25 protein-coding genes, 1 tRNA gene and 4 pseudogenes are annotated in these 23,588 nt (G+C 61.1%); 20 read left to right on the forward strand and 10 right to left on the reverse strand.

From position 1 onward, the window contains the following. A pseudogene (locus tag J5Y06_RS18760) lies at positions 1-214 on the reverse strand (LysE family translocator); the annotation flags it as partial. Positions 215-787: 573 nt separating this feature from the next. On the opposite strand from J5Y06_RS18760, the gene J5Y06_RS18765 reads away from it, so the two are divergent. Then, complete coding sequence (locus J5Y06_RS18765; RefSeq protein ID WP_209336904.1) at positions 788-2,029, forward strand: acyl-CoA dehydrogenase family protein; 1,242 nt, start codon at positions 788-790, stop codon at positions 2,027-2,029. Here the strand turns inward: J5Y06_RS18765 and J5Y06_RS18770 are convergent. Beyond that, positions 1,987-2,865 (reverse strand): annotated as a pseudogene (locus tag J5Y06_RS18770) (FAD-binding oxidoreductase); the annotation flags it as partial. The gene J5Y06_RS18765 and the pseudogene J5Y06_RS18770 sit on opposite strands and share 43 nt — an antisense overlap. 57 nt (positions 2,866-2,922) lie before the next feature. Between J5Y06_RS18770 and J5Y06_RS23620 the strand changes: the two are divergent. Further along, positions 2,923-3,159 (forward strand): helix-turn-helix domain-containing protein, encoded by a 237-nt coding sequence (locus J5Y06_RS23620; RefSeq protein WP_385932009.1) that lies wholly within the window; start codon positions 2,923-2,925, stop codon positions 3,157-3,159. Here the strand turns inward: J5Y06_RS23620 and J5Y06_RS23160 are convergent. Together J5Y06_RS23160 and J5Y06_RS23625 are read right to left on the reverse strand one after the other, a co-directional pair. After that, a pseudogene (locus J5Y06_RS23160) lies at positions 3,114-3,314 on the reverse strand (integrase core domain-containing protein); the annotation flags it as partial. The gene J5Y06_RS23620 and the pseudogene J5Y06_RS23160 sit on opposite strands and share 46 nt — an antisense overlap. A gap of 68 nt (positions 3,315-3,382) precedes the next feature. After that, positions 3,383-3,508: pseudogene (locus J5Y06_RS23625) on the reverse strand (IS3 family transposase); the annotation flags it as partial. A 696-nt stretch (positions 3,509-4,204) separates the two neighbouring features. On the opposite strand from J5Y06_RS23625, the gene J5Y06_RS18780 reads away from it, so the two are divergent. The 10 genes from J5Y06_RS18780 to J5Y06_RS18825 all read left to right on the forward strand — a co-directional run bounded on the left by J5Y06_RS18780 (position 4,205) and on the right by J5Y06_RS18825 (position 13,479). Next, the gene (locus tag J5Y06_RS18780; protein ID WP_209336735.1) at positions 4,205-5,134 is read left to right on the forward strand and encodes a LysR substrate-binding domain-containing protein; all 930 of its coding nucleotides are present in this window, start codon (positions 4,205-4,207) and stop codon (positions 5,132-5,134) included. Between the two features lie 121 nt (positions 5,135-5,255). After that, on the forward strand, positions 5,256-6,065 hold the full coding sequence (locus J5Y06_RS18785) for an enoyl-CoA hydratase-related protein (RefSeq protein WP_209336736.1): 810 nt from the start codon (positions 5,256-5,258) through the stop codon (positions 6,063-6,065). A gap of 3 nt (positions 6,066-6,068) precedes the next feature. After that, entirely contained in the window at positions 6,069-7,310 is a 1,242-nt protein-coding gene (locus tag J5Y06_RS18790; protein WP_209336737.1) for a CaiB/BaiF CoA transferase family protein, read from the forward strand. Further along, entirely contained in the window at positions 7,303-7,722 is a 420-nt protein-coding gene (locus J5Y06_RS18795) for a thioesterase family protein (protein WP_209336738.1), read from the forward strand. Before J5Y06_RS18790 ends, J5Y06_RS18795 begins: the two co-directional genes overlap by 8 nt. Before the next feature lie 53 nt (positions 7,723-7,775). Next, complete coding sequence (locus J5Y06_RS18800) at positions 7,776-8,759, forward strand: TRAP transporter substrate-binding protein (RefSeq protein WP_209336739.1); 984 nt, start codon at positions 7,776-7,778, stop codon at positions 8,757-8,759. 26 nt (positions 8,760-8,785) lie between these two features. After that, positions 8,786-9,370, forward strand: coding sequence for a TRAP transporter small permease (locus J5Y06_RS18805; protein WP_209336740.1), 585 nt, complete (start codon positions 8,786-8,788; stop codon positions 9,368-9,370). Then, a complete protein-coding gene (locus J5Y06_RS18810; protein ID WP_209336741.1) occupies positions 9,367-10,647 on the forward strand; it encodes a TRAP transporter large permease in 1,281 nt (426 codons plus the stop codon). Before J5Y06_RS18805 ends, J5Y06_RS18810 begins: the two co-directional genes overlap by 4 nt. A 4-nt stretch (positions 10,648-10,651) precedes the next feature. Beyond that, on the forward strand, positions 10,652-12,166 hold the full coding sequence (locus J5Y06_RS18815; RefSeq protein ID WP_209336742.1) for a malonate--CoA ligase: 1,515 nt from the start codon (positions 10,652-10,654) through the stop codon (positions 12,164-12,166). 129 nt (positions 12,167-12,295) lie between these two features. Then, positions 12,296-13,057, forward strand: coding sequence for a short-chain dehydrogenase/reductase (locus tag J5Y06_RS18820; RefSeq protein ID WP_209336743.1), 762 nt, complete (start codon positions 12,296-12,298; stop codon positions 13,055-13,057). 221 nt (positions 13,058-13,278) lie between these two features. Continuing rightward, positions 13,279-13,479 carry a sigma factor-like helix-turn-helix DNA-binding protein gene (locus tag J5Y06_RS18825; protein ID WP_209336905.1) on the forward strand — a complete coding sequence of 67 codons (201 nt, stop codon included), beginning with the start codon at positions 13,279-13,281 and terminating at the stop codon, positions 13,477-13,479. Between the two features lie 805 nt (positions 13,480-14,284). Here J5Y06_RS18825 and J5Y06_RS18830 read toward each other — a convergent pair. From J5Y06_RS18830 to J5Y06_RS18850, 5 genes are all read right to left on the reverse strand, one after another. Beyond that, positions 14,285-14,554: a hypothetical protein gene (locus J5Y06_RS18830; protein ID WP_209336744.1), complete on the reverse strand. Its 270-nt coding sequence runs from the start codon at positions 14,552-14,554 to the stop codon at positions 14,285-14,287. Between the two features lie 373 nt (positions 14,555-14,927). Then, positions 14,928-15,003, reverse strand: a tRNA-Lys gene (locus J5Y06_RS18835). A 123-nt stretch (positions 15,004-15,126) separates the two neighbouring features. After that, positions 15,127-15,327 (reverse strand): hypothetical protein, encoded by a 201-nt coding sequence (locus tag J5Y06_RS18840; RefSeq protein WP_209336745.1) that lies wholly within the window; start codon positions 15,325-15,327, stop codon positions 15,127-15,129. A gap of 172 nt (positions 15,328-15,499) precedes the next feature. Further along, complete coding sequence (locus tag J5Y06_RS18845; protein WP_209336746.1) at positions 15,500-16,369, reverse strand: SDR family oxidoreductase; 870 nt, start codon at positions 16,367-16,369, stop codon at positions 15,500-15,502. A 60-nt stretch (positions 16,370-16,429) separates the two neighbouring features. Beyond that, positions 16,430-17,437, reverse strand: coding sequence for an SDR family oxidoreductase (locus J5Y06_RS18850; protein ID WP_209336747.1), 1,008 nt, complete (start codon positions 17,435-17,437; stop codon positions 16,430-16,432). 135 nt (positions 17,438-17,572) lie between these two features. Here J5Y06_RS18850 and J5Y06_RS18855 point away from each other — a divergent pair, with 135 nt between their 5' ends. From J5Y06_RS18855 to J5Y06_RS18875, 5 genes are all read left to right on the forward strand, one after another. Then, a complete protein-coding gene (locus J5Y06_RS18855; RefSeq protein WP_209336748.1) occupies positions 17,573-17,866 on the forward strand; it encodes a hypothetical protein in 294 nt (97 codons plus the stop codon). Positions 17,867-17,943: 77 nt separating this feature from the next. Beyond that, positions 17,944-18,291 carry a hypothetical protein gene (locus J5Y06_RS18860; protein ID WP_209336749.1) on the forward strand — a complete coding sequence of 116 codons (348 nt, stop codon included), beginning with the start codon at positions 17,944-17,946 and terminating at the stop codon, positions 18,289-18,291. Between the two features lie 31 nt (positions 18,292-18,322). Then, positions 18,323-18,472: a hypothetical protein gene (locus J5Y06_RS18865; RefSeq protein WP_209336750.1), complete on the forward strand. Its 150-nt coding sequence runs from the start codon at positions 18,323-18,325 to the stop codon at positions 18,470-18,472. Positions 18,473-18,549: 77 nt separating this feature from the next. Further along, the gene (locus tag J5Y06_RS18870) at positions 18,550-18,909 is read left to right on the forward strand and encodes a hypothetical protein (protein ID WP_209336751.1); all 360 of its coding nucleotides are present in this window, start codon (positions 18,550-18,552) and stop codon (positions 18,907-18,909) included. A 440-nt stretch (positions 18,910-19,349) separates the two neighbouring features. Then, positions 19,350-19,490, forward strand: a complete 141-nt coding sequence (locus tag J5Y06_RS18875) for a hypothetical protein (RefSeq protein ID WP_209336752.1) — start codon at positions 19,350-19,352, stop codon at positions 19,488-19,490. Between the two features lie 58 nt (positions 19,491-19,548). On the opposite strand, the gene J5Y06_RS18880 is transcribed toward J5Y06_RS18875, so the two are convergent. After that, a complete protein-coding gene (locus J5Y06_RS18880; RefSeq protein ID WP_209336753.1) occupies positions 19,549-20,265 on the reverse strand; it encodes a GntR family transcriptional regulator in 717 nt (238 codons plus the stop codon). A gap of 129 nt (positions 20,266-20,394) precedes the next feature. On the opposite strand from J5Y06_RS18880, the gene J5Y06_RS18885 reads away from it, so the two are divergent. The 3 genes from J5Y06_RS18885 to J5Y06_RS18895 are packed head-to-tail and all read left to right on the forward strand — an operon-like array spanning position 20,395 to position 23,544. After that, positions 20,395-21,615, forward strand: a complete 1,221-nt coding sequence (locus tag J5Y06_RS18885) for an aminotransferase class III-fold pyridoxal phosphate-dependent enzyme (RefSeq protein WP_209336754.1) — start codon at positions 20,395-20,397, stop codon at positions 21,613-21,615. Positions 21,616-21,640: 25 nt separating this feature from the next. Then, the gene (locus J5Y06_RS18890) at positions 21,641-22,513 is read left to right on the forward strand and encodes a transketolase (RefSeq protein WP_209336755.1); all 873 of its coding nucleotides are present in this window, start codon (positions 21,641-21,643) and stop codon (positions 22,511-22,513) included. Then, a complete protein-coding gene (locus J5Y06_RS18895; protein WP_209336756.1) occupies positions 22,513-23,544 on the forward strand; it encodes a transketolase family protein in 1,032 nt (343 codons plus the stop codon). Before J5Y06_RS18890 ends, J5Y06_RS18895 begins: the two co-directional genes overlap by 1 nt. Positions 23,545-23,588 lie beyond the last annotated feature (44 nt).

Below are 23,588 nucleotides of genomic sequence, written 5' to 3' on the forward strand. Positions count from 1 at the left end.
CTTCCGCGCTAGCCAGAACGATGGCTGAAACACCGAGGCTCCCGGCGAGGACGTGGACTAATCCGCCAAGCCCGTTACCGAAGCTGGACGAGATGCCTTCGGCGCGTCCGCCAGCAAGGGTGCGTGCCGCGACATAGAAGATGCCGGGGCCGGGCGTGATTGCCAGCAGGAATGCGGCCGCAGTGTAGAGGGCGAGCTGCGGGAAGTCGGGCATGTCGGTCCTTGTCGAAGTCGGCGTTCGGAGGTCAGCCGGTTATTTCCACGAGAGCAGCCTCGAGCCGGGGTAGTGCCTCCGCCGGGATCGGCAGAACCGGTTTCGACGGCGAAATTTGGGCGAGGCCAAACCTTTCGACCAGAGCGTAGTTCACCCGGAGCTGCCGCGCATCCTCGTCAATGACGCGCCCGCGCAGGCTGGAAAGTTAGCTGCCGTTGCCGGTCGCAGGGGTCGGAAGCACTCACCCCTGCTCGAGCATGGAAGACGAGTAGGCCCGCAATAGCGCTCAAAACCAGCGGCTCTGGTCTTTTCGGCAAGCACGTCTAGCACCTTCGAAATGTCCTGCGTTATGCCGGCGGCCACACACTTTCGAGAGTGCTGGCCCGCTTCCCCTCAGTTTATGCTTGCGACCTCATCTGGTTTGCGGATGATCTCAGTGAATCATGAGATGACCTGAGCGAACATGAAGCTGGTTGCCATCGTAATTGGTGAGGGATTTCCGCTTCTTTCTCTGTCCCTCGTCACGGAGCCCCTCCGGCTGGCGAACCGGGAGAAGATAAGTTGCTCTCCTTTATGGAAGAGCACATCTACCCCAACGAAGCTCGCCACCTTCGCGAAGCCGAAGACCTGGGCCCATGGTGCATCTACCCGATTGTCGAGGAACTGAAGCCGAGGGCAAAGGCGGCGGGACTGTGGAACCTGTTCCTGCCGGAGTCCGCACATGGTGCGGGACTCAAGAACATCGAGTATGCGCCGCTTTGCGAGATCATGGGCCGGTCATTCCTTGCTCCGGAGGTCTTCAACTGTGCCGCGCCGGATACCGGCAACATGGAGGTGCTGGCACGCTACGGGACGCCGGAACAGCAGGACCAGTGGCTCAAGCCATTGCTTGCCGGCCAAATCCGCTCGTCCTTTGCCATGACGGAGCCGGACGTGGCGTCGTCCGATGCCCGCAACATCGAAAGCGCCATCGTCCGCGACGGCGACGACTACGTCATCCACGGCCGTAAGTGGTACACGACCGGCGCAACCGACCCGCGCTGCAAGATTTTGATCTTCATGGGCAAGACGGATCCTGGCGCCGACACCTATCGGCAGCAGTCGCTGATCCTGGTGCACAAGGACACGCCTGGGGTAACCGTGATCCGCTCCCTGCCGATCTTCGGCTACTACGGCGTGCCGGACCGCGCATCCGAAGTGACCTTCGAGAACGTCCGCGTGCCGGCTTCGAACATGCTGCTTGGCGAGGGACGCGGCTTTGAGATCGCGCAGGGACGGCTTGGACCAGGGCGGATTCATCACTGCATGCGCCTGATCGGCTTGGCGGAGCGCACCTTGTCGAAGATGTGTCGCCGCGCCGAGCAGCGCGTGGCCTTTGGCAAGCCAGTCGCCGAACAATCGGTGACACGCGAACGGGTGGCCGAAGCCCGCATCATGATCGAGCAGTCGCGCCTCCTCACCATGCGGGCTGCGCACATGATGGACACGGTCGGCAACAAGGAGGCCAAGGCGGAGATCGCGATGATCAAGATCGCCGTGCCGAACATGGCCTGCACCATCACCGACTGGGCGATCCAGATTTTTGGAGGTGGTGGCACCAACAACGACTTCGGCATTGCGGCAGCCTATGCCAATGCCCGTCTGCTGCGCTTGGCCGATGGACCGGACGAGGTGCACCGCGACCAACTCGCGCGCCTGGAATTCAGGCGGCAGCGCACCCTGGACAATCAGGGCGGAATCGCCAACTGGACCCCGGCACTTTCGAACAAGGCGCTCGGCCCGAACCTGCCCGGCGCCAAGGCTTCGGCCGCATGATAGGCGTTGTGCCGCGCCTTCCAAAGCTTGGCGCGCTCCTCGGCAACCTTGGTCCAGCGGAAAGGCCCTCCAGATCAGCCGCAATCTCGGTAGAAAGTTCCGCCTGCTCGGCCACGCCTGTTTCAGAACCATGGAACTCAAGGAACAAGCAAGGCTGCTCGGGATAATCCGTCTTGTTGTAGCGGTTGATCGCCTGCATCTGCAGCGCGTTGACGAGTTGGATGCGCGCCACGGGAATGCCCATTCTGTACGGTGGAGATCACCGTGCGGCAGGCGGCGTCCAGCGTCGGGAAGGTGCAGATCCCGCCGGATATCGCCTGCGGGATTCCATACAGCTTGAGCGTCAGCGCCGTGATGATGCCCAGTGTGCCTTCTGATCCCACCATGAGCCGGGTGAGGTCGTAGCCTGCGCTGGTTTTCTTTGCGCGCATGGCGGTTTTCACGATCGTGCCGTCAGCCATCACGACTTCCAGCGCCAGCACATTGTCGCGCATCGTGCCGTAGCGCACGGCGTTGGTGCCGGAAGCGCGTGTGGCCGCCATGCCGCCTAGCGATGCATTCGCGCCCGGGTCGATCGGAAAGAAAAGGCCGGTGTCCCGCAGATGGACGCTGAGTTCTTCGCGCGTCAGGCCGGGCTTAATCGTGCAATCCAGGTCGTCCGAATCAACGGAAAGCGCCTTTGTTTATGCAGCTGGTGTTGATGGTGATTCCACCAGCTGGCGCGTTTACCTGGCCTTCAAGGGAGAGCCGCCGACACCAAAGGGAATCATCGGCACCCGACGGGCTGCGCACAATTTGACAATCGTGCTCACTTCCTCGGGGCTTGGAACGTCCGCCGGGCAAATGTTATTTGGATCATCGGGGAGCATTTCGGAGAGCCAATCAGGAGCCTCGTGATAGCGACCCTGTTAGGCGTTTCGACGCGTCAGCTCCAACGAAAGTTTGAACGGCACCTGAACCTTCCCCCCAAGCACTCTATGATGGAGTTACGACTTCAGCGTGCTCGCAATCTCATTCTGCAGTCGGAACATGGAGGAGACCCGGTTTCGCCGGACAGTCGGCGGCTGGGTTTAGGCACTGAGCGCAGGAACTCGCGTGGTGAGCGAAACCTGAGACCGGAGTGCGGGTGAACTTCACAGTAGTCGTCGATCCAGCTAGCCATCAAGGCCATGATGGTGTCGGCGTCTGGGAGGATGACGGTTGAAGCCTCCCGCTTCAGTGTTTTGACGAAACCTTCGGACATCCCGTTGCTCTTTGGGCTTCGAACCGGAGTGAAGAGCAGGTTACGATCCCAATCGTCTAACTGAGGGCGCTGGTTGGCAAAGGCGTTCTTAGAAGCTGACAACGTTATGGCCAGTGCCGCGGCGACCTGTGCGGTCTGCCTGGCGAGTAGGCGCTGCCATTATCCGACAGCCATTCAAGCCGGTGCGGGACTTTAAGGGTCTGGAAGCGGCGCTCGACGGCCGCCGCAATCAGGTGATGATTTCGACCCTGCTGAACGGAACGTCAGAGGCTTGGACATGGTCTTACTCATAGGCGTGTGCCTATGCCTTATCAGTTATGCCGCCTGTCCGGTCCAAAAAGGGCGCGCTCCAGAACAGGCGATCACCGAAATTGCAATGGCATCCGAGTTTACGTCTACCTCTCACTGTTCGATGGCCTACCGCGAGCACGTTGGGAGCAGTCCGACCATGCAACGCGCTGTTCTCAACTGAGACTGAGCCTTCAATGTCCGCAATTTTGCTGAGCTAGTGAATGGAATTGCTTGGCATGATGTCTGTACCGGCAGCGCTAAAAGGCTTGGATCATAAAGTGAACGCCGACGCTCGGGGACGGGGCGAGGCGTGTCAGACCTAACCAGCTCGGCGGTGTTAACATCCCGATTCACCAGCCGCCACACGGCGCCCATGGCGGACAGCCGCCCGCTGTGGTCTACTTCACCAGCATCGAAACCGATCAGCAGGGGCAGGCCGCTTTGAATGGTCTGGTGAGCTACTCCCCAATCTCAGGAAAGGTTTCGGCGTGACTTAAGCTACTCGGCATTACAATGGATCCAACTTGTCCAAGATTGGCGTGCAGCACACCTGATGAGCAGATTGCCACGTGATGCTGTTTCGGACGACTAAACTCTCTTGTCCCGTGCCCGGGCATCCGCAACGTTAACCTGGAACGACTGTGCTCGACCTCAAGCGGCTTCGTTATTTTCTCGCGATCGTTGAAACCGGCAGCCTCAACAAGGCGGCAGCGAATCTAGGTGTTGCGCAGCCGGCGCTCAGCCAGTCCATTGCCTCTCTCGAGGCCTACCTTGGTCTCAAGCTTCTTAACCGCTCCAGCACTGGCGTTGTTCCGACGGAGGCTGGTGGAACGCTCTACCGTCATGCCGTGCAGATCACCAAGCAATTGGAACGCGCGGTAGAGGATGTACGCCGCGCGGACAGCCACCTTGAAGGCACGATCGTGATCGGCTTGCCGGTTTCCAACGCAGCGCTGCTTTCGCTGCCGATTGTTAAGGAAACCCGCGCGCGCCAGACTGGTATCCGCCTTCAGATCAACGCTACGCCTAGCCAGCTGGTAGTAGACATGATTCGACAGGGCCGGATCGATCTCGGCATCATCTTCGACGACGTGCTCGGCCCCGAGCTCAGCACCGAGCCGCTCATTGATGAGGAGCTTGTCTACTTTACCGCTGGCGACCAGCCGGACGGCGATCTTCCCGAAATCACGCTCCGCGCGATCGCTCGCCAACCCTTGATGATCCCCGGGCCGCCGAATAGCATCTCGAAACGGCTGTCGGTATCCTTTGAGGCGATAGGCGAAGTTCCAAACATCATTGCCGAGATTGACGCGCTGTCTTCAATTATTGGCGGCGTGGCCGAAGGTCTGGCTGGTGCGGTTCTGCCGTGGGCAGCGGTGAAGCACAGCCCTGGAGCGAGGGTCAGCGCCTACAGAATTGCTGAGCCGAAGGTCGTGCGTCGCATGTACCTCTGCCACTCCGCCACTACGCCGCTGACTAGGGCAGGCGCAGTCGTCCACGACATCATTCTCAGCGAGACGCGCCAGTTGATAATGTCCGGCAGCTGGAAAGCTGCGACTCTAACTGTTTGAGCCGCGATATAAGTCAAACTTATAGGGGTCTTCCAAAGCGATATTTCCAGCCTTTCCCGACCTTCCCTATGCTTTCCCCACCGATGAAGCGGGCAACGGCGCCTGTTAGGGAGTTGTGATCATGGACAGAGCTACGTCCGCGGCGGAAAGCCCATCGATCCTCATGGCGCGACCATCTGAGTTCATCGCTACCGTCACCCTAAATCGACCGCATCGTCATAACGCTCTCGACCATGCCGCCTGGGCAAGTCTAGCCGACACATTCCGGACGCTTGCGGGCGACGAGACCGTACGCTGCATCATCATCTTCGGAAGGGGGGGCAAAGCCTTTAGCAGTGGCGCAGACATCATCGAGTTCGAAACCGTTCGCAAGACGCGTGAACAGGCCGTCGTCTACGGCAATCATGTGGCTGACACGTGGAACGCGATCATCGACTGCCCGCATCCGATCATTGCCGCGATCGACGGTATATGCGTGGGTGGGGGATTGGAACTGGCCTGCTTGGCCGACATGCGCATCGCCAGCACGAAGAGCCGGTTTGGCATGCCGCTAAAAAATCTGGGGCTCGTCCTCGCCTACCCCGAACTCAAGCCGATCTTCGATGTTGCGGGCGCGGTGAACACGCTCGAGATCCTGCTGGAGGGCCGCATCTTCGGAGCGGATGAAGCGCGCGACCGGTTTCGCCTAGTCAACCGAGTCGTCGCCGATGGCGAAGTCGAGTCTGAAGCGATGAAGCTGGCGGCGACAATCTCGGCCGGCGCACCCCTTTCCGCGCGCTGGCACAAGAAATTCATACGCCGGCTGATGCAGCCGGAACCTCTGAGCGCCGCAGATCGTGCCGAAGCTTTCGAATGCTTCGACACCCAGGATTTCCTGACCGGCTACAGCGCTTTCCTGAACAAGTCGAAACCGACTTTCACCGGACGCTGAACCATGAACGAACCCTTGACCACCCCCTCTCCTACGGGTCCTCTTAAAGGCGTTAAAGTCGTCGAACTATCGATGTTCATGGCCGGCCCTACATGCGGCATTATGTTAGCTGATCTCGGGGCCGACGTGATCAAGGTCGAGCGGGTACCGGAAGGCGACGACACCCGCCGTTTTCGCCCACCCGAAATCAACGGCGAGGCGGCCGCCTTCCTGATGATGAACCGCAACAAGCGGGGCATCGCGGTTGATGCGAAGTCTCCGGAAGGATTGAAAGTCCTGCAGGACCTCTGCCTTTCGGCTGATATCGTGATCGAAAACTTCAGACCGGGCACGCTTGATCGCCTCGGCCTTGGCTATGCCGAGCTTGCCGTCCGTAAGCCAAGCCTCGTTTATGGCACGATCAGCGGCTACGGTCTGACGGGTCCGGAGTCCAAACGCGCGGGCCTCGATCTCATTGCCCAAGCCTTTAGCGGGCTGATGAGCGTGACTGGGGAGGGGCCGGGGCGACCACCGGTCAAGGTCGGTGCTCCGGTTAGCGACACCACTGCCGGTATGTTGCTGGCGCTCGGCGTCACAGCAGCGTACGCGCATGTGCTGAAGACCGGCGAAGGGCAACATGTTGACACGTCGCTCATCGAGGCGGCAATCACGCACAGCTACTGGCAATCGGCGATCACGCTGGCGACTGGCGAGACGCCGCATCCACTCGGCTCAGCACATCCATTAAGCTCACCCTATCAAGCTTTTGAGTGCGCAGACGGTTGGCTCGTCGTGGGGGCGCCGAACAACCTCAACTTCGGCCGCATTGTCAGTGTTCTTGGCATGCCAGGACTCGCAAGTGACCCGCGCTTCGAAAGTAATGCGATGAGGCTGGCCAACCGTGCCCTGCTGGCTGAAACAATGGCACCAGCCTTCCTTAAGCGACAACGTGCCGAGATCCTCGCGGAGCTCGACGCGCAGGGCGTGCCGTCCGGTCCGGTAAACACGGTGCCGGAAATGCTAGATCATCCGCAAACGCGAGCGCGAGATATGGTTGTTGCCGCCCCACATCCGGCCGGTGGCGAGGTGGAGACGATCGGCTGCCCGATCAAGTTCTCGAAAACGCCATCTGGTGTTTTTCGTGGTGCGCCGCTGTTCGGCCAGCACAATGAAGATGTCGCGCGCGAAATAGGCTATTCTGCAGATGAGGTTGCTGGAATGACCGAGCGTCGCGTGTTTCAGCAACAGGAAAAGAACCATGGCTGAACCTATTGGAGAGCTGGAAGTCGGCAGCATCGGCGAGGTTGCAATCACGGTCGACCCGACGATGACTGCCGCCGTGTTCGCGCAAGGCGAAGACGAAAGCTTTCCGGATGTTCTCGCCACGCCCTTCATGATCGGCGCGATGGAGCGCGCTTGCGCTTCCTTGATGGCGCCGCTCTGCGCGCTTGGCACGCTTTCGGTGGGCGCCAAGGTTGAAGTAGCGCATTTTGCGCCTACACCGGTGGGCGCCATGGTTCGCGCCTTTGGCAAATTTGCCGGTCGCGAGGGGGCGCTGTTCTGGTTCGATGTTTGGGCGGAAGACGAGGGCGGCAAGATCGGCAAGGGACGGCACGCGCGTGCCTTCGCAGAGGCAGATGCGATTGTCGCAAAAGCTGAAGAACGCATGAAGAAATAGACGAAGACCGGGCGGTTGAGGAGCCGCGCGAAACCATAACGGGAGGAAACGCCATGCTCAGGACCATGACTATCGCAGCAGGCTCGGCACTGCTCGCACTCACACTCTCATTGCCAGCCGCCTTTGCCCAGGAAGCGCTGAAGCTGCGAATGTCGAGCGAAGATCCGGCTTCCAGCCCGCTGCCGATCATGGCCCGCGCCTTTGGCGACGCGCTGAAGACCAAACTGCCGGACTCGAACTACGAAATGTTCGACACCCGCCAGTTGGGTGATGAAACCGTCCATATGCAGATGATCCGCACGGGCCAGCTAGACGTTTACCCAATGGGTTCGGATGCTGTCGCCCTCGACCCTGCCTGGGCAGTCTTCGACATGCCCTTCCTGTTCAAGGATCGTGAGCAGGTCTACACGCTGCTAGACGGCGAGGTGGGCGCTGAACTCGCCGCTTCGATGCGCAAGATAGCGGATCTCGAAGTTCTAGCGTTTGGTGAAGTGGGGTTCCGGCAGATCACCAATAACACTCGCCCCGTTATCAAGCCCCAGGATCTGGCCGGCATCCGGCTGCGTGTGCCAGGCAGCGAAACCCGCATCCTCGCCTTTACCGAACTCGGCGCCTCGCCTGTCACCATGAACTTCGGCGAACTCTACCTGGCGCTTCAGAATGGCACTGTTGACGGGCAGGAAAACCCGGTTGCTCTGATCAAGGGCTCCTCCCTGCAAGAAGTCCAAAAGTTCATGTCGCTTTCTAACCACGTTTATACGCCGGTGACCTTCGTTATGAATGGGGCAAAGTTCGACGCGCTAAGCGATGATCAGAAGGTCGCCGTCAAGGAGGCCGCCAAGGAAGCCGCCCAGGTTTCGCGCGAACAGGGCCGTGCTGCGGATGCCAAGATCATCGATGAATTTCGAAGCGTGATGACGGTGGACGACATCGACCTCGCTGCTTTCCAGGCTGCGTCCAAGGACATCTGGACGCAGATCTCTGCGGTAGCTGGCGAAGAAATCGCTGCGAAAGTCATCGAAGCGGCTACCAAGTAAACCGGATTGGCTGTGGAGGAACCGCGATGGTCGAACAGGTCGAGGAAACGCGCCTGCGAAGCCTCGCGTACGATTTTGAGGAGGCGACGCGCGACGCAGATCTCCACCAATACGATCCGTCGACGCCACGTATTCTTCGCGTCGTCGACAGAATCGCGGAGGGCGCAGGCGTGGCGATCATGGTGGTCATCACACTGCTCATCTTTGCAAATGCCACCGGTCGCTACACGATGGGAATGCCGCTGGTATGGGCTGATGAGCTTGTGATCGCGCTCATGCCCTGGCTAACGATGACCGGACTATTCCTTTCGGTACGTCGAGGCTCTGTTATTCGCATTGAATACTTCTTCTATCGCCTGCCGCCTTCACTGCGACCCGCGACCCAAACCTTCACTTCGCTTCTGTCGGCGATCGCCTTCACTTACCTCGCCTTCTACAGCTTGCAGCTTCTCCAACTCTTCGGTTCCGATCTCTCTCCTTATCTGCGCATAAGGGATGGCTGGTTCACTTCCGCCCTGTTGATCGGATCCATCGCCTCCTCGCTAGTCTTCCTGGTTCAGGCATTCATCACTTGGCGCGATCGCGGTGGCTCGCGAGCGCAACCGTCATGATCGTTGCGCTTTTCTCGATCATGACGCTGTTGTTGCTTCTTGCAATCGGCGTGCCGATGGTTGCGGGGTTGCTGATCGCCGTTTTTATCAACGTTGTATTCGCCGGTCAGTGGCCGCTAATGGTGCCGCAAACCATGATCTCGGGCATCAGCACATTCACCCTGATCTCGCTGCCCATGTTTGTGCTCGCTGGTACAATCATGAATATCGGCGGCATCTCTGGCCGCCTTTTTGAGTTCGCTCGCTCGCTGGTGGGCTGGATGCGAGGCGGACTGCCGCAGGTCAATGTATTAACCTCGATCTTTTTTGGTGGCATGATTGGCTCCTCGACTGCTGATTTAGCGGGATCAGGCTCAGTACTGATTCCCGCCATGAAGCGCGAAGGCTATCCCGCAGACTTCTCGGCAGCCGTCAGTGCTTCTTCGTCCGGCATTGGTCCGCTGATCCCCCCAAGCTCGCCGCTGATACTTTATTCTGCGGTTACGGGGACCTCGCTGGGCGCGTTATTCCTTGCCGGGCTTATACCGGGCCTTCTTCTTGGCCTAGTGTTTATGGCAGTGGTTGCCATCCTGGCGCGTCGCCACGGTTGGACGTCCGAAAAGTTGTTCCGATGGGCATCCGTTTGGGAGAGCGGCAAGCGCGCACTGCTGGCCTTCGGTATGCCAGGCATTATCGTCGGCGGCCTAGTACTAGGCGTCTTTACGCCCTCCGAAGGTGGCGCCTTCGCCGCCGTCTATGCTGTCTTCCTCTCGGCTTTCCTCTATCGGACGATCAATCTGCGCAGCCTCTACCGCGCAACCGCTGCATCAGTTCAGATCACTGGTGAATTGCTGTTGATCGTCGCTTTATCGGTGGCGCTTGGCTCGGCGCTCTCCAGCGCGCAGGTGCCGCAGTCAACGACGCCGATTATCGAATTTCTGGCGGTCGGCGATAGCATGTATATGCGACTTGTGGCTCTGATGATCCTCGCGATCATTGCCGGTATGTTCCTGGATCCGCTGATCCCAGTGTTGGTGCCCATCATCCTGCCGACGCTGCTCGCCTTCGAGATTGATCTCGTGCATTTTGGCGTGCTGATGGTGATGGCGGTGGTGATTGGGCAACTCACTCCGCCGATGGCGATTGCAGTAATCATCTCAGCGAAGATCGCAAAATGCGATCAGGTCGAGGTCTTCAAGGCCAACATGCCCTTCTTTGTCGCGATCATCCTTTTCACGCTTGTGCTCATAGGTGTGCCCGAGATTGCGACCTGGCTCCCTGAGATTGCGCGAGATTAGCTTTATGAACCACCTCTTCGACGCGCTCTTTCCTGCAGGACGGGATCTTTCGAAAACCTGCGTCACGCGACCCGGCGGGTCGATAATCGATTACGCAGCGATCATCGAAGGCTCAGCGCGCTATGCCCGTGCGCTTGTACAGCTTAGAGTTGGAACCGGCGACCGTGTTGCGGTTCAAGTCGACAAATCTTTAGAGGCGCTGCTGCTATACCTCGCCTGCGTTCGAGCGGGCGCAGTCTTCCTTCCGCTGAACACCGCTTATACCTCGCATGAGGTAGGTTACTTCTTGCGCGATGCGGAACCAGCGCTGTTTGTTGGCCGTCCGGAAGCACACGAGGAACTCGCCCCTGTCGCGTCTTCGGCCGGCGTCCAGGCGATCGAGACACTGGGTAGGTCCGGTGACGGCACTCTGCCTAGCCTGATGCGAAACGATGGAGGCATTTGGCAGGATGTGCCGCGCGGCGCTGATGATCTTGCTGCAATCCTTTACACATCCGGTACCACCGGCCGCTCTAAAGGGGCAATGCTGACGCATGAGAATCTGCGTTCTAACGCCGCTGTCTTGGTAGAGACGTGGCGGTGGACCAGCGAAGACATCCTAATCCACGCATTGCCGATCTTCCATGCGCACGGACTTTTCGTCGCGAGCAACGTGACCCTGATGGCGGGGGCCGCGATGATCTTTCTGCCGAAGTTCGAACCGGCAGAGGTGCTGCGCTGGATGCCGCAGGCCACAGCCATGATGGGCGTGCCGACCTTCTACACGCGCCTCCTAGCAGAAGATCGTCTAGACCGTGATGTGGCATCCAGAATGCGTGTCTTCATCTCCGGCTCCGCACCGTTGCTTGCAGAAACGCACGAGGCCTTCAAAGATCGGACTGGTCACGCGATCCTTGAGCGCTATGGCATGACAGAAACCAGCATGAACACGTCCAACCCCTATGACGGCGCTCGCCTACCGGGATCGGTGGGCCTACCGCTAAAAGGCACTTCGGTCCGCGTTGCCGAGCCCGAAACCGGGGAAATTCTCGGAACCAACGAGATTGGCGTGATCGAGCTGAAGGGCCCGAACGTCTTCAAGGGATATTGGCAGATGCCGGAAAAGACGGCTTCGGAGTTTCGCGCTGATGGATGGTTCATCACCGGCGATCTCGGCAAGATCGACGAGGCCGGCTACGTCTGGATCCTCGGACGCGCCAAAGATCTGGTGATCTCCGGCGGCTACAATGTCTATCCCAAGGAGGTCGAGGAGGAGCTCGATCTTCTTGACGGCGTCGCCGAAAGTGCGGTGATCGGCATTCCCCATCCTGATTTCGGCGAAGCGGTCGTTGCCGTTGTTGTTCCGGAACGGGGGAGGACGGTTGCTGAAACAGAGCTTATTGCAGCACTTCGCCAGAAGATCGCTGCCTACAAGCTTCCTAAGCGTGTAGTGGTTGTTGAAGAGCTTCCGCGCAATACGATGGCTAAGGTGCAGAAAAACCTCCTGCGCGAGGACCTGCAGCATCTGTTTGCATCGTGAGCTGGCGAACACCGAGGTGGTAGCGGAGTGACCGGCGACGAGTTCGGTGCCATGTTCCCGAACCGAAATGGGCGAACTGTTCGAAGAAGTCGGCGACCAACGATGCCGCAAGACGGGGAGGAACTTTAGGTGGACCTGGATCTCGACGGCAAGTCCATCATCGTAACCGGCGCATCCGCCGGTATCGGGCTCGCGTGCGCGAATCGCTTTGCTCAGGAAGGTGCTCGCGTCGTGCTGGTGTCCAGAGGCACTGACCGGCTCAAGACCGCTTTGAACAAGCTCGGCTCGGCCAACGCAGTCGTCCATGCCGCCGATCTCGGTCGCCACGATGATCGTGAAGCCCTGTTCGAGGCCTTTCCCGATGCCGATGTGCTGATCAACAATGCCGGCGCCATCCCGGGAGGAAGCCTGTCAGCCATGTCGATGGACCGCTGGCGCGAAGCCTGGGAGCTCAAGGTGTTCGGCTACATTCACCTGACCAAGCTTTTCCTCGCCGCGATGCAGCAACGGAAGGCAGGGTGCATCGTGAACATAATCGGCATGGCCGGTCGTGCACCGAGACCGGACTATATATGCGGAACTGCCGGGAATGCGGCATTGATCGCGTTCACGGAAGCGGTCGGCGGTGCTAGCACGCGGGACGGCGTACGGGTGTGCGGCATAAACCCTGGAATGACGCTCACGGACCGAGTACGCAGACTGATACCGGGGCGACAGGGAGCAGAACCCTACGGATCGCTGTCCGCCGGGTGGAATGACCTCGATCTGCCGTTCGCACGCATGGTGACTCCCGACGAGATCGCCGCAGTGGCGGTCTTCCTGTCATCTTCGGCGGCGAGCTATATCAGCGGGACCGTTGTCGACATCGACGGCGGCAATCGTTTTCGCTGATGCGTAGCGCTGTGGGGAGAACGCTGCGTATCTACGCCCATGGCCTGTCCAAGCACCGTCCTGACGAAAGGGTGAACTCGTTTCATCGTATGTCGCTTCGATTCGCATGAGAGCCTCCGCGCGATCCAGATCCTTCGCCTCGAATGGCCCGAAAGATCCGCTGATGTTCGGCGACGGATCGGCCCGGCGGCCCGGCAGCTCTAGGGTCATTCGCCGGTAGCCTGGACGACCGCGAACGCCGCACCCTTGAGGCGAGGCGACGGACGGACTGTCCAGTGACGCTGCAGGAACTGGGTACGGAGTTCGGCCTCACCGGCGAGCGCGTGCGCCAGATCGAGTCCCGCGCGTCGGCGAAGGTTCAAGACGCCTTAGCGCAGCAGGCAGCGCGGGGTCGCGCCGTCCGGCTGAAGGTCACTCCCTAGGAGGCGGGGCTGGCGTTCGGCCACACGGCCGGGGGGGGAGGGCTTCCGCTCGAGGAGTGCGAGGCAGCTTCTCGCTTGCCTTCCAGGCCAGCCAGAACGGCGTTTCCGGGACTGCCAGCGATCCCGTTTCCGTTGCCCTGGCCACGGAGGCAGGCAGGCTCGAGCTGCTCCTGCCTGAGGAGATGCGGGCGGCAGCGCGGCCGAAGGCGGTCCGGGTCCCGGTCGAGAAGGCCCCGCTGCGCGAGGCGACTTCCGGACTGTACGGGGCGGCCTATTCGCTCGCGCTCGACGCGTGGCGGGGCGATGGCGGCAGGGACCGCTCACGGCGCCACGCCGTAGGATTCGACCAGCTTCTCGGCAGCTGCGCAACGCGGGCCACAGGATCGAGAGGAAGTCGGAGCGGCTCTGTCGCTGGACGCTCTTCGTCACGGTCCCGCGATGCCTGCTTCTCGCGGGCGCGTTCCTTCGGATCGAAATAGCCGGGCTTCACGGCGGTCTCCTTTGACATCGCGAGCCTGGATGCCCCCGTTGCGGGCGTCAAGCGTTTGACGCCCTCCCGCCGCCGCCGCATGGTGTCGTCTTACTCTCCCGGTGGCGGCACGATGGTCTCGCATGGCACACTCCGGGGGAGTCTAAATGCGCTTCATATCCGCCAGCGCTGCCGATCCAGCCTGCGTCGTCCGGACGACAGGATCGGTATCCCAGCGGTGTCACGTCCCAAGGGACGCTTCGCCGGGTGGTGGGTGTCGCCCGGCCAGACCGCACTGTAGGTGCAACCAGGGAGGTCTTCGGGCCTCCCTATTCCTCACAGCTTCACCCGCAGCTCGTCCCACCACTCGTCGACCCACAAGGCGATCTCGCCCAGCTTCGCGTTGACTTCCTGACCTGCGAGCATCCGGCCTATCGTCAGCTCGACGCAGCCGATCCACCACGCGTCCGCCTCGTCGACGAGCGGCACGTCCGGATCAAGCGTCTCGCCTACAGCCTCGAACAGCAGGGCGACGGCAGCCGCCGGATCGGGGAAGCCGGCTGCGCGCTCGGCTTCGATCTTCTCGCGGAGGACGGGGTCAAGCATGAGGTCACGCTAGAATGTTGCAGCGCCCTGCGTCCAGATCGTCGAAGGCTTCTGTACGCGTTAGGGTCACGCTTCCGTCGGACAAGTGGGAGCGGAAAGTCCTCGAAGCAGCGGCGCCCGCCGACCGCGCCGGACGGAGTGCGCTCCCGTCGAGCCTGCGGTCCGTCGGAAATTGCATGCGCGCGTTTGTGAGCTAGAGCCAGTTGGCTTCACTACGGCCACGCAGCGAGAGGGCCTCCGGGCCACGCCACGGAAACAAGTTTGTTGACCCACCCCAGCAGGGGCTGAAGTCGCCGCAGTGGCCCTGCGGTGGCCTTGTGGCCTTTGGTCTGATGATCGGAAAACCACAAACCCTTGCGCTGCAAGGGGTAGGTGGTGGGTGCGACAGGGATCGAACCTGTGACCCGCTGATTAAGAGTCAGCTGCTCTACCAACTGAGCTACGCACCCGACCGTCGCTGAGGCACCAGGTGCCCCGCGAGTGGGGCGTTCTTAGCCATTGTTGCCGCGGGGCGCAACCCACACGAACAGCAATTTTTACCCGCTAATTTGTTAACCCGCTTCGGTGGTGCTTCAGCAGGCGGCTTCCGCGCAGAGCCCAGCAAAGCGGGCTTCTTCGCGCAAGGTATCGGCAACGTCGTCATAGGTCACGCCGTCGACTGGAAAAGCGCGAAGCAGTTCGTCCGCCGTGGCGCTGACGTCGAGACCGACATGTCGACGCGCGGCAGACAGAATCGCATCCGCGATCCCCAATGCAAGGGGGAGTGTGGCCATGGTTCTCTCCTCGGTCCCGCCGCCATTTACCCAAGGTGTTCCGACTAAAAGGCAGGAGAAAGGCAAAGGTTGCAAATGATTTTCGCTGCCCAGCCGACCGCCACCGCGCACCGTCGAGCTGGACTTCCCGCCTGACCGGTTCCCTTGCAAAGCGGGATGGCGACCGTTCCGGTTACATTGGGCGCCCGCCCGTGACCGGAAGAACCGCACCGGCGATGTAGCTGCCTTCGTCCGAGGCGAGGAGAACATAGGCGCCCGCCAGCTCGGCTGGATGGCCCGGCCTGCCAATTGGAGTGTTTTGTCCGAACTTCTCCACCTTTTCCGGCGGCATGGTGGACGGGATCAGAGGCGTCCAGATTGGCCCGGGAGCGACCGCGTTGACGCGAATGCCGCGCGACGCAACCATCTGCGCAAGCCCTTGCGTGAAGTTGACGATGGCGCCCTTCGTGGTGGCATAGGACAGCAGCTGTGGCGAGGGATCTGCCGCCTGGATGGACGCCGTGTTGATGATCGAAGCGCCGGGCTTCATGTGCGGGATGGCAGCCTTCGACAGGTAAAACTGGCTGTAAAGATTGGTGCGGATCGTTTTGTCCCACTCCTCGGAGCTCACATCCTCGATCCTGTCGATCGTTGCCTGATGGGCAGCGTTGTTGACGAGGATGTCGAGGCGACCGAACTCGGAAACGGCCTTCTCGACGATTGCCTTGCAGTGGCCTTCATCCGAAACGTCGCCGGGCATCAGGACGATTTTTCGACCGGCTTCTTCCACCAGCCTTGCTGTTTCCTTGGCGTCGTCATGTTCCGACAGATAGCTCACGAGCACGTCGGCCCCCTCGCGGGCAAAGGCGATCGCGACTGCGCGGCCAATGCCCGAGTCGCCGCCGGTGATGATGGCCGCACGCCCAGTCAGCTTGCCGCTTCCCTTGTAGCTCGTTTCGCCGTGATCGGGCCGCGGATCCATGGCGTCCGTGGTGCCGGGCATGGGTTGTTGTTGACGCGGGTGAGGCGGCTGCAATGCGTCCGTGTTCGGGTCCTGGCTCATGTTGGCTCCTTTGACTTGTGGCGCTGCTTACGCGCCAAACAATGTTCGTGACCGCGGTTCCTATCGGGAGAACAGGCGTCGCTTGCGGCGACGAATCGGCCTGCCGAACCCGGTGCTTCGCCCAATCGCAAACAAGGCGAGGAGGGCGCCGACGATCCCGAGACCAACAAGAAGCGTGGCGCGGCCGCCCGGCGACCGCAGGCCCCCGTCGATGCCGCCCGGAATGGCCGGCGGTTCATACAGGTTGCCGTTCCGGACCATGATGGTCTTTGCGCGCGCGAAGTATCGCTTCATGACGCCAGCCATGCTTCGCGCAACGAAATCGGGCGCGAGGCTGTGCGCCGCCCGTACGGCAACGCCGGACCACCCGACCATCGTGGTCGCTCGCGGATGCTTGACGAGGCGCACCACGGCCGCCGCAACGACGCGTGGATCCAGGAGCGGCGGTGGCATGGTGAGCTCCTTGCCGACATAGTTCCCGGCGTGGCCGATGGCCGGCGTGTCCACAAAAGCGGGGTGAACATCGCAGATGTGGATGCCCGGGCGGTCAGCCAGTTCTGCCCGCAGCGCTTCGGAAAAGCCGCGCAGGCCGAATTTGCTTGCGGTGTAGGACGCGGCAAACGGCAGCGCGGTATAGCTGCCAAGCGAAATCATGTTGATGAAGATGCCGCGGCTCTGCTTCAGGAAGATCGGCAACACGGCATGCATGTCATGCATGTGACCGATCAGGCTTGCCAGGATCACCTGGCGGTGCGCTTCCATCGGGGTCTGTTCGAAGCGTCCGACGGTACCGATGCCGACATTGCTGACCCAGACATCGACGCCTCCGAACTGTTCCACCGCGTGGGCTGCCAGACGCTGCACCGCGCTTTCGTCCGTCACGTCGGTGGGGAACACGCTGATCGTGCCGCCGAGCTGACGGCAGTTTTGCGCCACATCTTCAAGCGCTTCTCCGTTGCGCGAAGCGATCACAATTCGTGAGCGGAGGCGCGAAAACGCTTCGGCCGTGGCCTGGCCGATGCCGCTTGAGGCGCCGGTGATGACAACAACGAGGTCTTCGTACTTCATTCCGGCGATACTTCCGCGACGTTTCCTGCTGCCCCGAACGTACGCGTTGGCAAGCTGTTCCCCCGTTCACGACGAATGGATCAGAAGAAGCGTGCTGTGCGTTGCGGCCACGACCACAACAAAGGAACCAGCATCATGAACGTCGCCAATCTCCAGCTCGAAGGCCTGATCATGGCCGTCGCTGCGGTCAACCAGGCACTTGTGCGCAAGGGCTTGCTCAATGTGGATGAAGTGGATGCGGCCTTGCGTGGCGTGGAAGCCTCTCTGTTGTCCGACGAGCGGCTTTATGAAGACCTTTCCCCATCCCACCGGGATGCCGTTTGTTTTCCGGTTCGCTTGCTGCAAACCGCCAATGCCGGGCAGTCTGAAACATCCCTGCAGCCCTTTTCCGAACTTGCGCGGCAGGTCGGCCGCACAAAATCCTCATAAGCAGCGGAGCTTCTCTTTGGAACTTCCCCGGGCGTGAAGAACTTGATGGCTGAAGCAGCCACGAAAGGGCCGGGCAGATGAGTGTCAGTTCCAGAACAGATGACCAGGCGGAACCAACGGCAACCGTTCGTGGTGAGATCGATCGCGGCGAAACAGGTGAAAAGGTCGCGGGTTTCGATCCGGCGACCGTTCCGCTGGAAACCGATGCCGAGGCTGGCGGTGCGCCGACCCACGGCGCCTCGCAGCCTGTTCCACCCCGCAGCACGAGCCTGCCGAATGCAAACGCGAGTGACCACGGCACGGCGATGCGCCCGTTTGACGACGCAGCCAAGCCCAACAAGTCCGTCGTTCCGCTCATGACCTATGCCATTGGTGTGGTTGTGGCGCTGCTGGTGATCGTCGCGGTGGCAAGCATGCTCGGCTGACTACGCGGGGGTTGGCAGGAATTGCTAACCCATGGAACGCAAAACCAAGCCGCGCTGGTCGCCTCCTCTTGTTTGGCTGCTTTTGTTTGGCCTGATAGTTCTCGTCTTCTTTTTCGGCTGGCAATATTCCTCGCCGGACCAGGAGCTTTTGATCGTGCCCTCCGGAGCCGGGGGCAGCTAGCGCTACGGGCGGCGTAGAACGTTGACCTGCGGAAAAGGGAGAATGCGATGCGTCATTATCGAGCGGAGCACAGCACAATGAGTGCGAGCCGTGCCGCCCGCCTGCTTGGCTGGTTTTCCATCGCGCTGGGGCTTGTGGAACTCGTGGCGCCCGGCACCCTGAAGCGCAAAATCGGAATTCCCGGGCCGAAGGGGGTGGTGAGCGCTTTCGGGTTGCGCGAAATCGGCGCTGGCGTTGGGATCCTGCGGTCCGATCGGCCCGTACGGATGGTGTGGGGGCGCGTAGCTGGAGACCTCGCCGACCTTTTCACGCTCATGCCGGCAATGGCAAGAAGCAATCCAAACCGCGCCACGGCATCGGCAGCGCTGGCGTTTGTGCTCGCCGCAACGGCAATTGATCTTTACGTCGCTCTACAGGGTGATGAGGGCGACGAGTAAGCCGTCCAGCGGCGGCGGCCTGCTCGCGGGCAGAACCGCGATCAGCTGTGGCCCGTCATCACGTCATGAGGGCGCGCTTCCGCTGGAGGGCGTCGGCCGGTCCCTGTTGTGAGCGAGCGCATCACCGGCCCAACTGGGCTCTGTTTCGAGGTGACCATGTTTGGTTTGGCACCAGTGAAGACAAACGCCATAGCTTGATTGCTGGCGCGGCTGCCAGGGCAGCGCCAATTCGGGACGATGGGCACCCTTCATTGTGATGTTGTCCTCGCCACGCAGCGAAATGCTCGAGGCAAATGCCTTCGAGCGCCAAATCCGCGTGCACACCAAATGTTCCCGTGGCTCGGACAAAGCACCGAGGAGGTTAAGGAAGCGGACCATTGCCGCAACCAGCGGTGTCGGGAACCGGAAGAAAACCAGCACGTTGTAGGAGCATGAACAAGATGTCCTTCATGCCCTGGCGCCGAACGCTTCTAGCCGTCGCCGCAATTTTCGGAACCATTGTTGCCGCTTTCTCAGCGGGCGGCAGCATGGAAAGCAGCCAGCCAATCACCACGGCCGCTGAAGTCGCCGCCGACCAATAAACCTTGGGTTCGGACGCGGCGCAGCCGCCAAGACCCGCCAGTTCCTCCCGCAAACAAACTAGGAAAAGGCACTCCGTTTCGCCGGGGTGGCCGCAGTTGCGGCGGGGGCCGTTTCCACGCTTTCGAGATAGCGCACGAAGGACCGCCCACCTTCCGTGAGGTCGTCGCGAAAAGCCCTTGCCAAGCCCTCCGCATCACGCGACCGCAGAGCCGCAAGCACGTTTAGGTGCTGGTGGGGACCGTCGTAGCTCGGATGTCCAAACGGGTAGAGAAAATTCAGCAACGGGCCGATCTGGATCCAAAGGCGCTCCAGGATCTCGATCAGTTGCGGCATCTCGGATCGGCGGTAAACGGAGAAGTGGAACTCGTAGTTCGCCAGGAGGGCGGCCGGATAGTCCTTTTCGAGTTCTGCACGAATCAGCGCCTCGTGCACCTCTTCCAATTTTCCGATGAACGCGTCGTCGATGTTTGCAAGCGCCTTTCTTGCCGCTTCCGGCTCCAGCAGAAGCCGAATGTCCCGCAACTCGAGGTATTCGCGCAAGGTCAGGCGCCGAACGCGTATGTAGTAGCCCGGCTTCATTTCCAGCGCGCCGTCTCGCACGAGCTGCAGCAGCGCTTCGCGCACCGGCGTTTCGCTGGTTCCGAGGGTCTGCGCCAGTTCACGGATCTTCAGTCGGGCACCGGGTTGAAGACGCGCAGCCATCAGCTGGTAACGCAGCTGTTCATAGATCTGCGCGGAAAGACTTTGGGACTGGATGTCCATCACTGCCTGCATTGATCCTTCCGCAACTCGTTCTCGGCTCCCCCTTGCAGCAGTTTCCAGAAAAGGATGCCACCAGAAAGCACTTGCTGCTCCTGGATACATGATATATCAAAATGGAACGCGAGATAGTGGGTTGGAGCGATGGACAGCCAAGCTTTCGATGCCGATGCAGCCTTGAAGGAGCGCGCCGTCAGGGTGATCCCAGGCGGAATGTGGGGACACCAGAACAGCGCGCGCTTGCCTGCCGGATATCCGCAGTTTTTCTCGGGCGGCGAGGGGTGCCGGAGCCGCGACGCCAATGGTCGCAGCTACATCGACTATATGTGCGCCTGGGGGCCCATGATCCTCGGCTATGCCGATCCGGATGTGGAAGAAGCTGCGGCGCGCCAGCGCGCCGAGGGCGATGGTTTCAATGGCCCAACGCCGCGCCTCGTTGAACTGGCTGAGCTTGTTGTCGACGTCGTTCCTCACGCGGACTGGGCGCTGTTCAGCAAAAACGGTACCGATGCCACCACCGCCTGTGTGACAACCGCAAGGGCGGGCACGGGGCGCCGCAAGGTGCTCGTGGCGCGTGGCGCTTACCATGGAGCCATCCCCTGGTGCACGCCGTCCGTGGCCGGCGTGACGGAAGAAGACCGCGCGCACCTGGTGCCCTACGATTACAACGATGTCGAGAGCCTGGAGGCCGCTGCGGAAAGCGTGAAGGGCGACCTGGCAGCAATTCTGGTTTCCGCCTTCAAGCACGATCTCGGCAAGGAGCATGTGCTGCCAACCAGCGCTTTCGCGCAGGCGGCACGCCGCATCGCGGATGCGCATGACGCCGCGCTGATCGTGGACGACGTGCGTGCAGGTTTTCGACTCGACCTCGGCGGCAGCTGGGAAGTGGTGGGCGTGCGCCCCGACCTGTCGGCATGGAGCAAGGCGATTGCCAATGGCCGCGCGCTCGCCATGGTGACTGGCAACGATCGATTCCGCGAGGCGGCAACCAAGATCTACACCACCGGCTCGTTCTGGACGGCTGGTGTTGCCATGGCTGCATCCATCGCCACCATCACGAAGCTCAGGCATGTGGACGGCGTTGCTAAAATGTGGGGCGCGGGTGAACGGCTGCGGAAGGGCTTGCAGGCGCAAGCCGACAAATACGGGCTGCCGCTGAAACAAAGTGGGCCGGCGCAGATGCCGGTGTTCCTGTTTGACGGCGATGGGGACCGCAGCCTCGGCAACCGCTTCTGTCTCGAAGCGCTTGCCCGCGGCGTTTATTTCCACCCAACCCACACGATGTTCCTGTCCGTGGCGCACACGGATGCGGTGATCGACGAAACGCTGGAGATCACCGACGAGGTGTTCAAGGCCATCGCCTGAACGGGACGCTTGAGGAGGAAGATCGATGAGTGAAGCGCAAGACCGCCGCAACTTTTCCGAAGATTATCTGGCGGATCGCGCGAAGTTCGTTCGGCTGGAAACGCTGCGGCTGACCCGCATCGCGGGTGCCGGACACTATTCCAGCACGTTTTCGGCCGCTGAACTGTTTGCTGCGCTTTATTACAGTCATTTGCGCCTAGATCCGCAAAACCCGAAGTGGGAGGATCGGGACCGCTTTGTGCTCAGCAAGGGGCACGCGGCAATCGGGCTTTATCCCGTTCTTGCGGATCTCGGCTTCTACTCGCCTTCGAAGCTCGATGACTTCACGCGCCTCGGCAGCGCGTTTGGCGATCACCCCGACATGAAAAAGATCCCGGGCATCGACTTCTCGTCGGGCTCACTTGGCCATGGGCTTTCGGTGGCGCTGGGAATGGCGCTCGCAGGACGCATGGGCAAGCGCGATTACCGCACCTATTGCATGCTCGGCGATGGAGAGCTCAACGAAGGGCAGATCTGGGAAGCCGCCATGGCGGCCGGTCATTTCCAGCTCCAGGGCCTCGTCGGGATCATCGACCGCAACCAGCTTTCCATCGACGGCCCGACGGAGAAGGTGATGTCGGTGGAGCCGCTCGCGGACCGGTTCACGGCCTTTGGCTGGGACGTCACGCGGATCGATGGCCACGATCTTTCCGCCATCATGAACACCTTGTCGGGCCTCAAGCCTGCAGGCACTGGGCGGCCGCAGATGATCATTGCCGACACGGTCAAGGGCAAGGGTGTCAAGTACATGGAGCTTTCGCTCGACTGGCACGTCGGCAACCTGGTTGGCGCCGATTACGACGACGCCTGGGCGGAGATCGAAGCTGGTTTGCAGCCGATGGAAAAGGAAGACGCGTGATGGGTGCGGCTGGACAGGACCAAAGCACGCTTTTCCGCGGCGATGATGCAGAACTGCGCCTCAAGGATGCGAAGTCGGTTCGCGGCACGCCGGCACGCACCATGCCCGCCTTCATTTTGGGTGAAGAGCTGGCGGACCTTGCCGATCATGATCCGCGGATCGTCGTTGCAACGGCAGACCTCGCGAATTCCAGTCGCACGCGCGACTTCGCCAACCGGCATCCGGATCGCTTCATCGATTTCGGCATTGCCGAGCGGAACATGATCACGGCTGCGGCCGGCATGGCATCCTGCGGGCTCGTTCCTTATGTCGCGACGTTTGCGTCCTTCGCCGGCATCCTGGCTGCCGAGGCCATCAAAACGGATTGCGCTTATCCGCGCATGCCGGTCCGCGTGATCGGCCACCATTCCGGCATCTCGATGGGCTTCTACGGGACGAGCCATCATTCCACGGAAGATCTGGGCATGATGCGGCCGATCGCGGATCTCACCGTCGTGTGCGCGGCGGATGCCAACCAGTTGCGCGCCATCCTGCGGGCCTCGGTGGATCATCCTGGCGCGATGTATATCCGGCTCGGCCGCGGCAGGGACGCGGAAGTCTACTCGACTGTTCCCGACGACTTCGCTTTCGGCAGGGCTACGCAGCTGCGGGACGGGCGCGACCTGACCATCATTGCTACGGGTTCGCAGGTGCATGCATCGCTGGCGGCGGCAGACCGGCTCGCCGAACAGGGCCGAAGTGTTCGCGTGCTCGACATGCATACGATCAAGCCTCTGGATGAGCAGGCAATCCGTGCTGCCGCACGGGAAACCAAGGCGATCCTGACGGTGGAAGAACACAACGTCATCGGTGGCCTGGGCTCGGCGGTGGCCGAGGTGCTGGTCAGCGAAGAGCGCAAGCCGTTCCGCCGTCATGGCATTCTGGACGAGTTTTCGCTGATCGGACCTCCGGCTGCCTTGTACGCGCATTACAAGCTCGACGCCGACGGCGTAACGGATGTTGCTAATGGGCTTCTGAAAGAGATTAACTGAACGCAACGCGGCCGAAGAAGTCGAACAAGGACCACGGGCGCTGA

The organism is Tianweitania sediminis (assembly GCF_017813335.1).
In the GTDB taxonomy this organism is placed as follows: Bacteria; Pseudomonadota; Alphaproteobacteria; order Rhizobiales; family Rhizobiaceae; genus Tianweitania; species Tianweitania sediminis.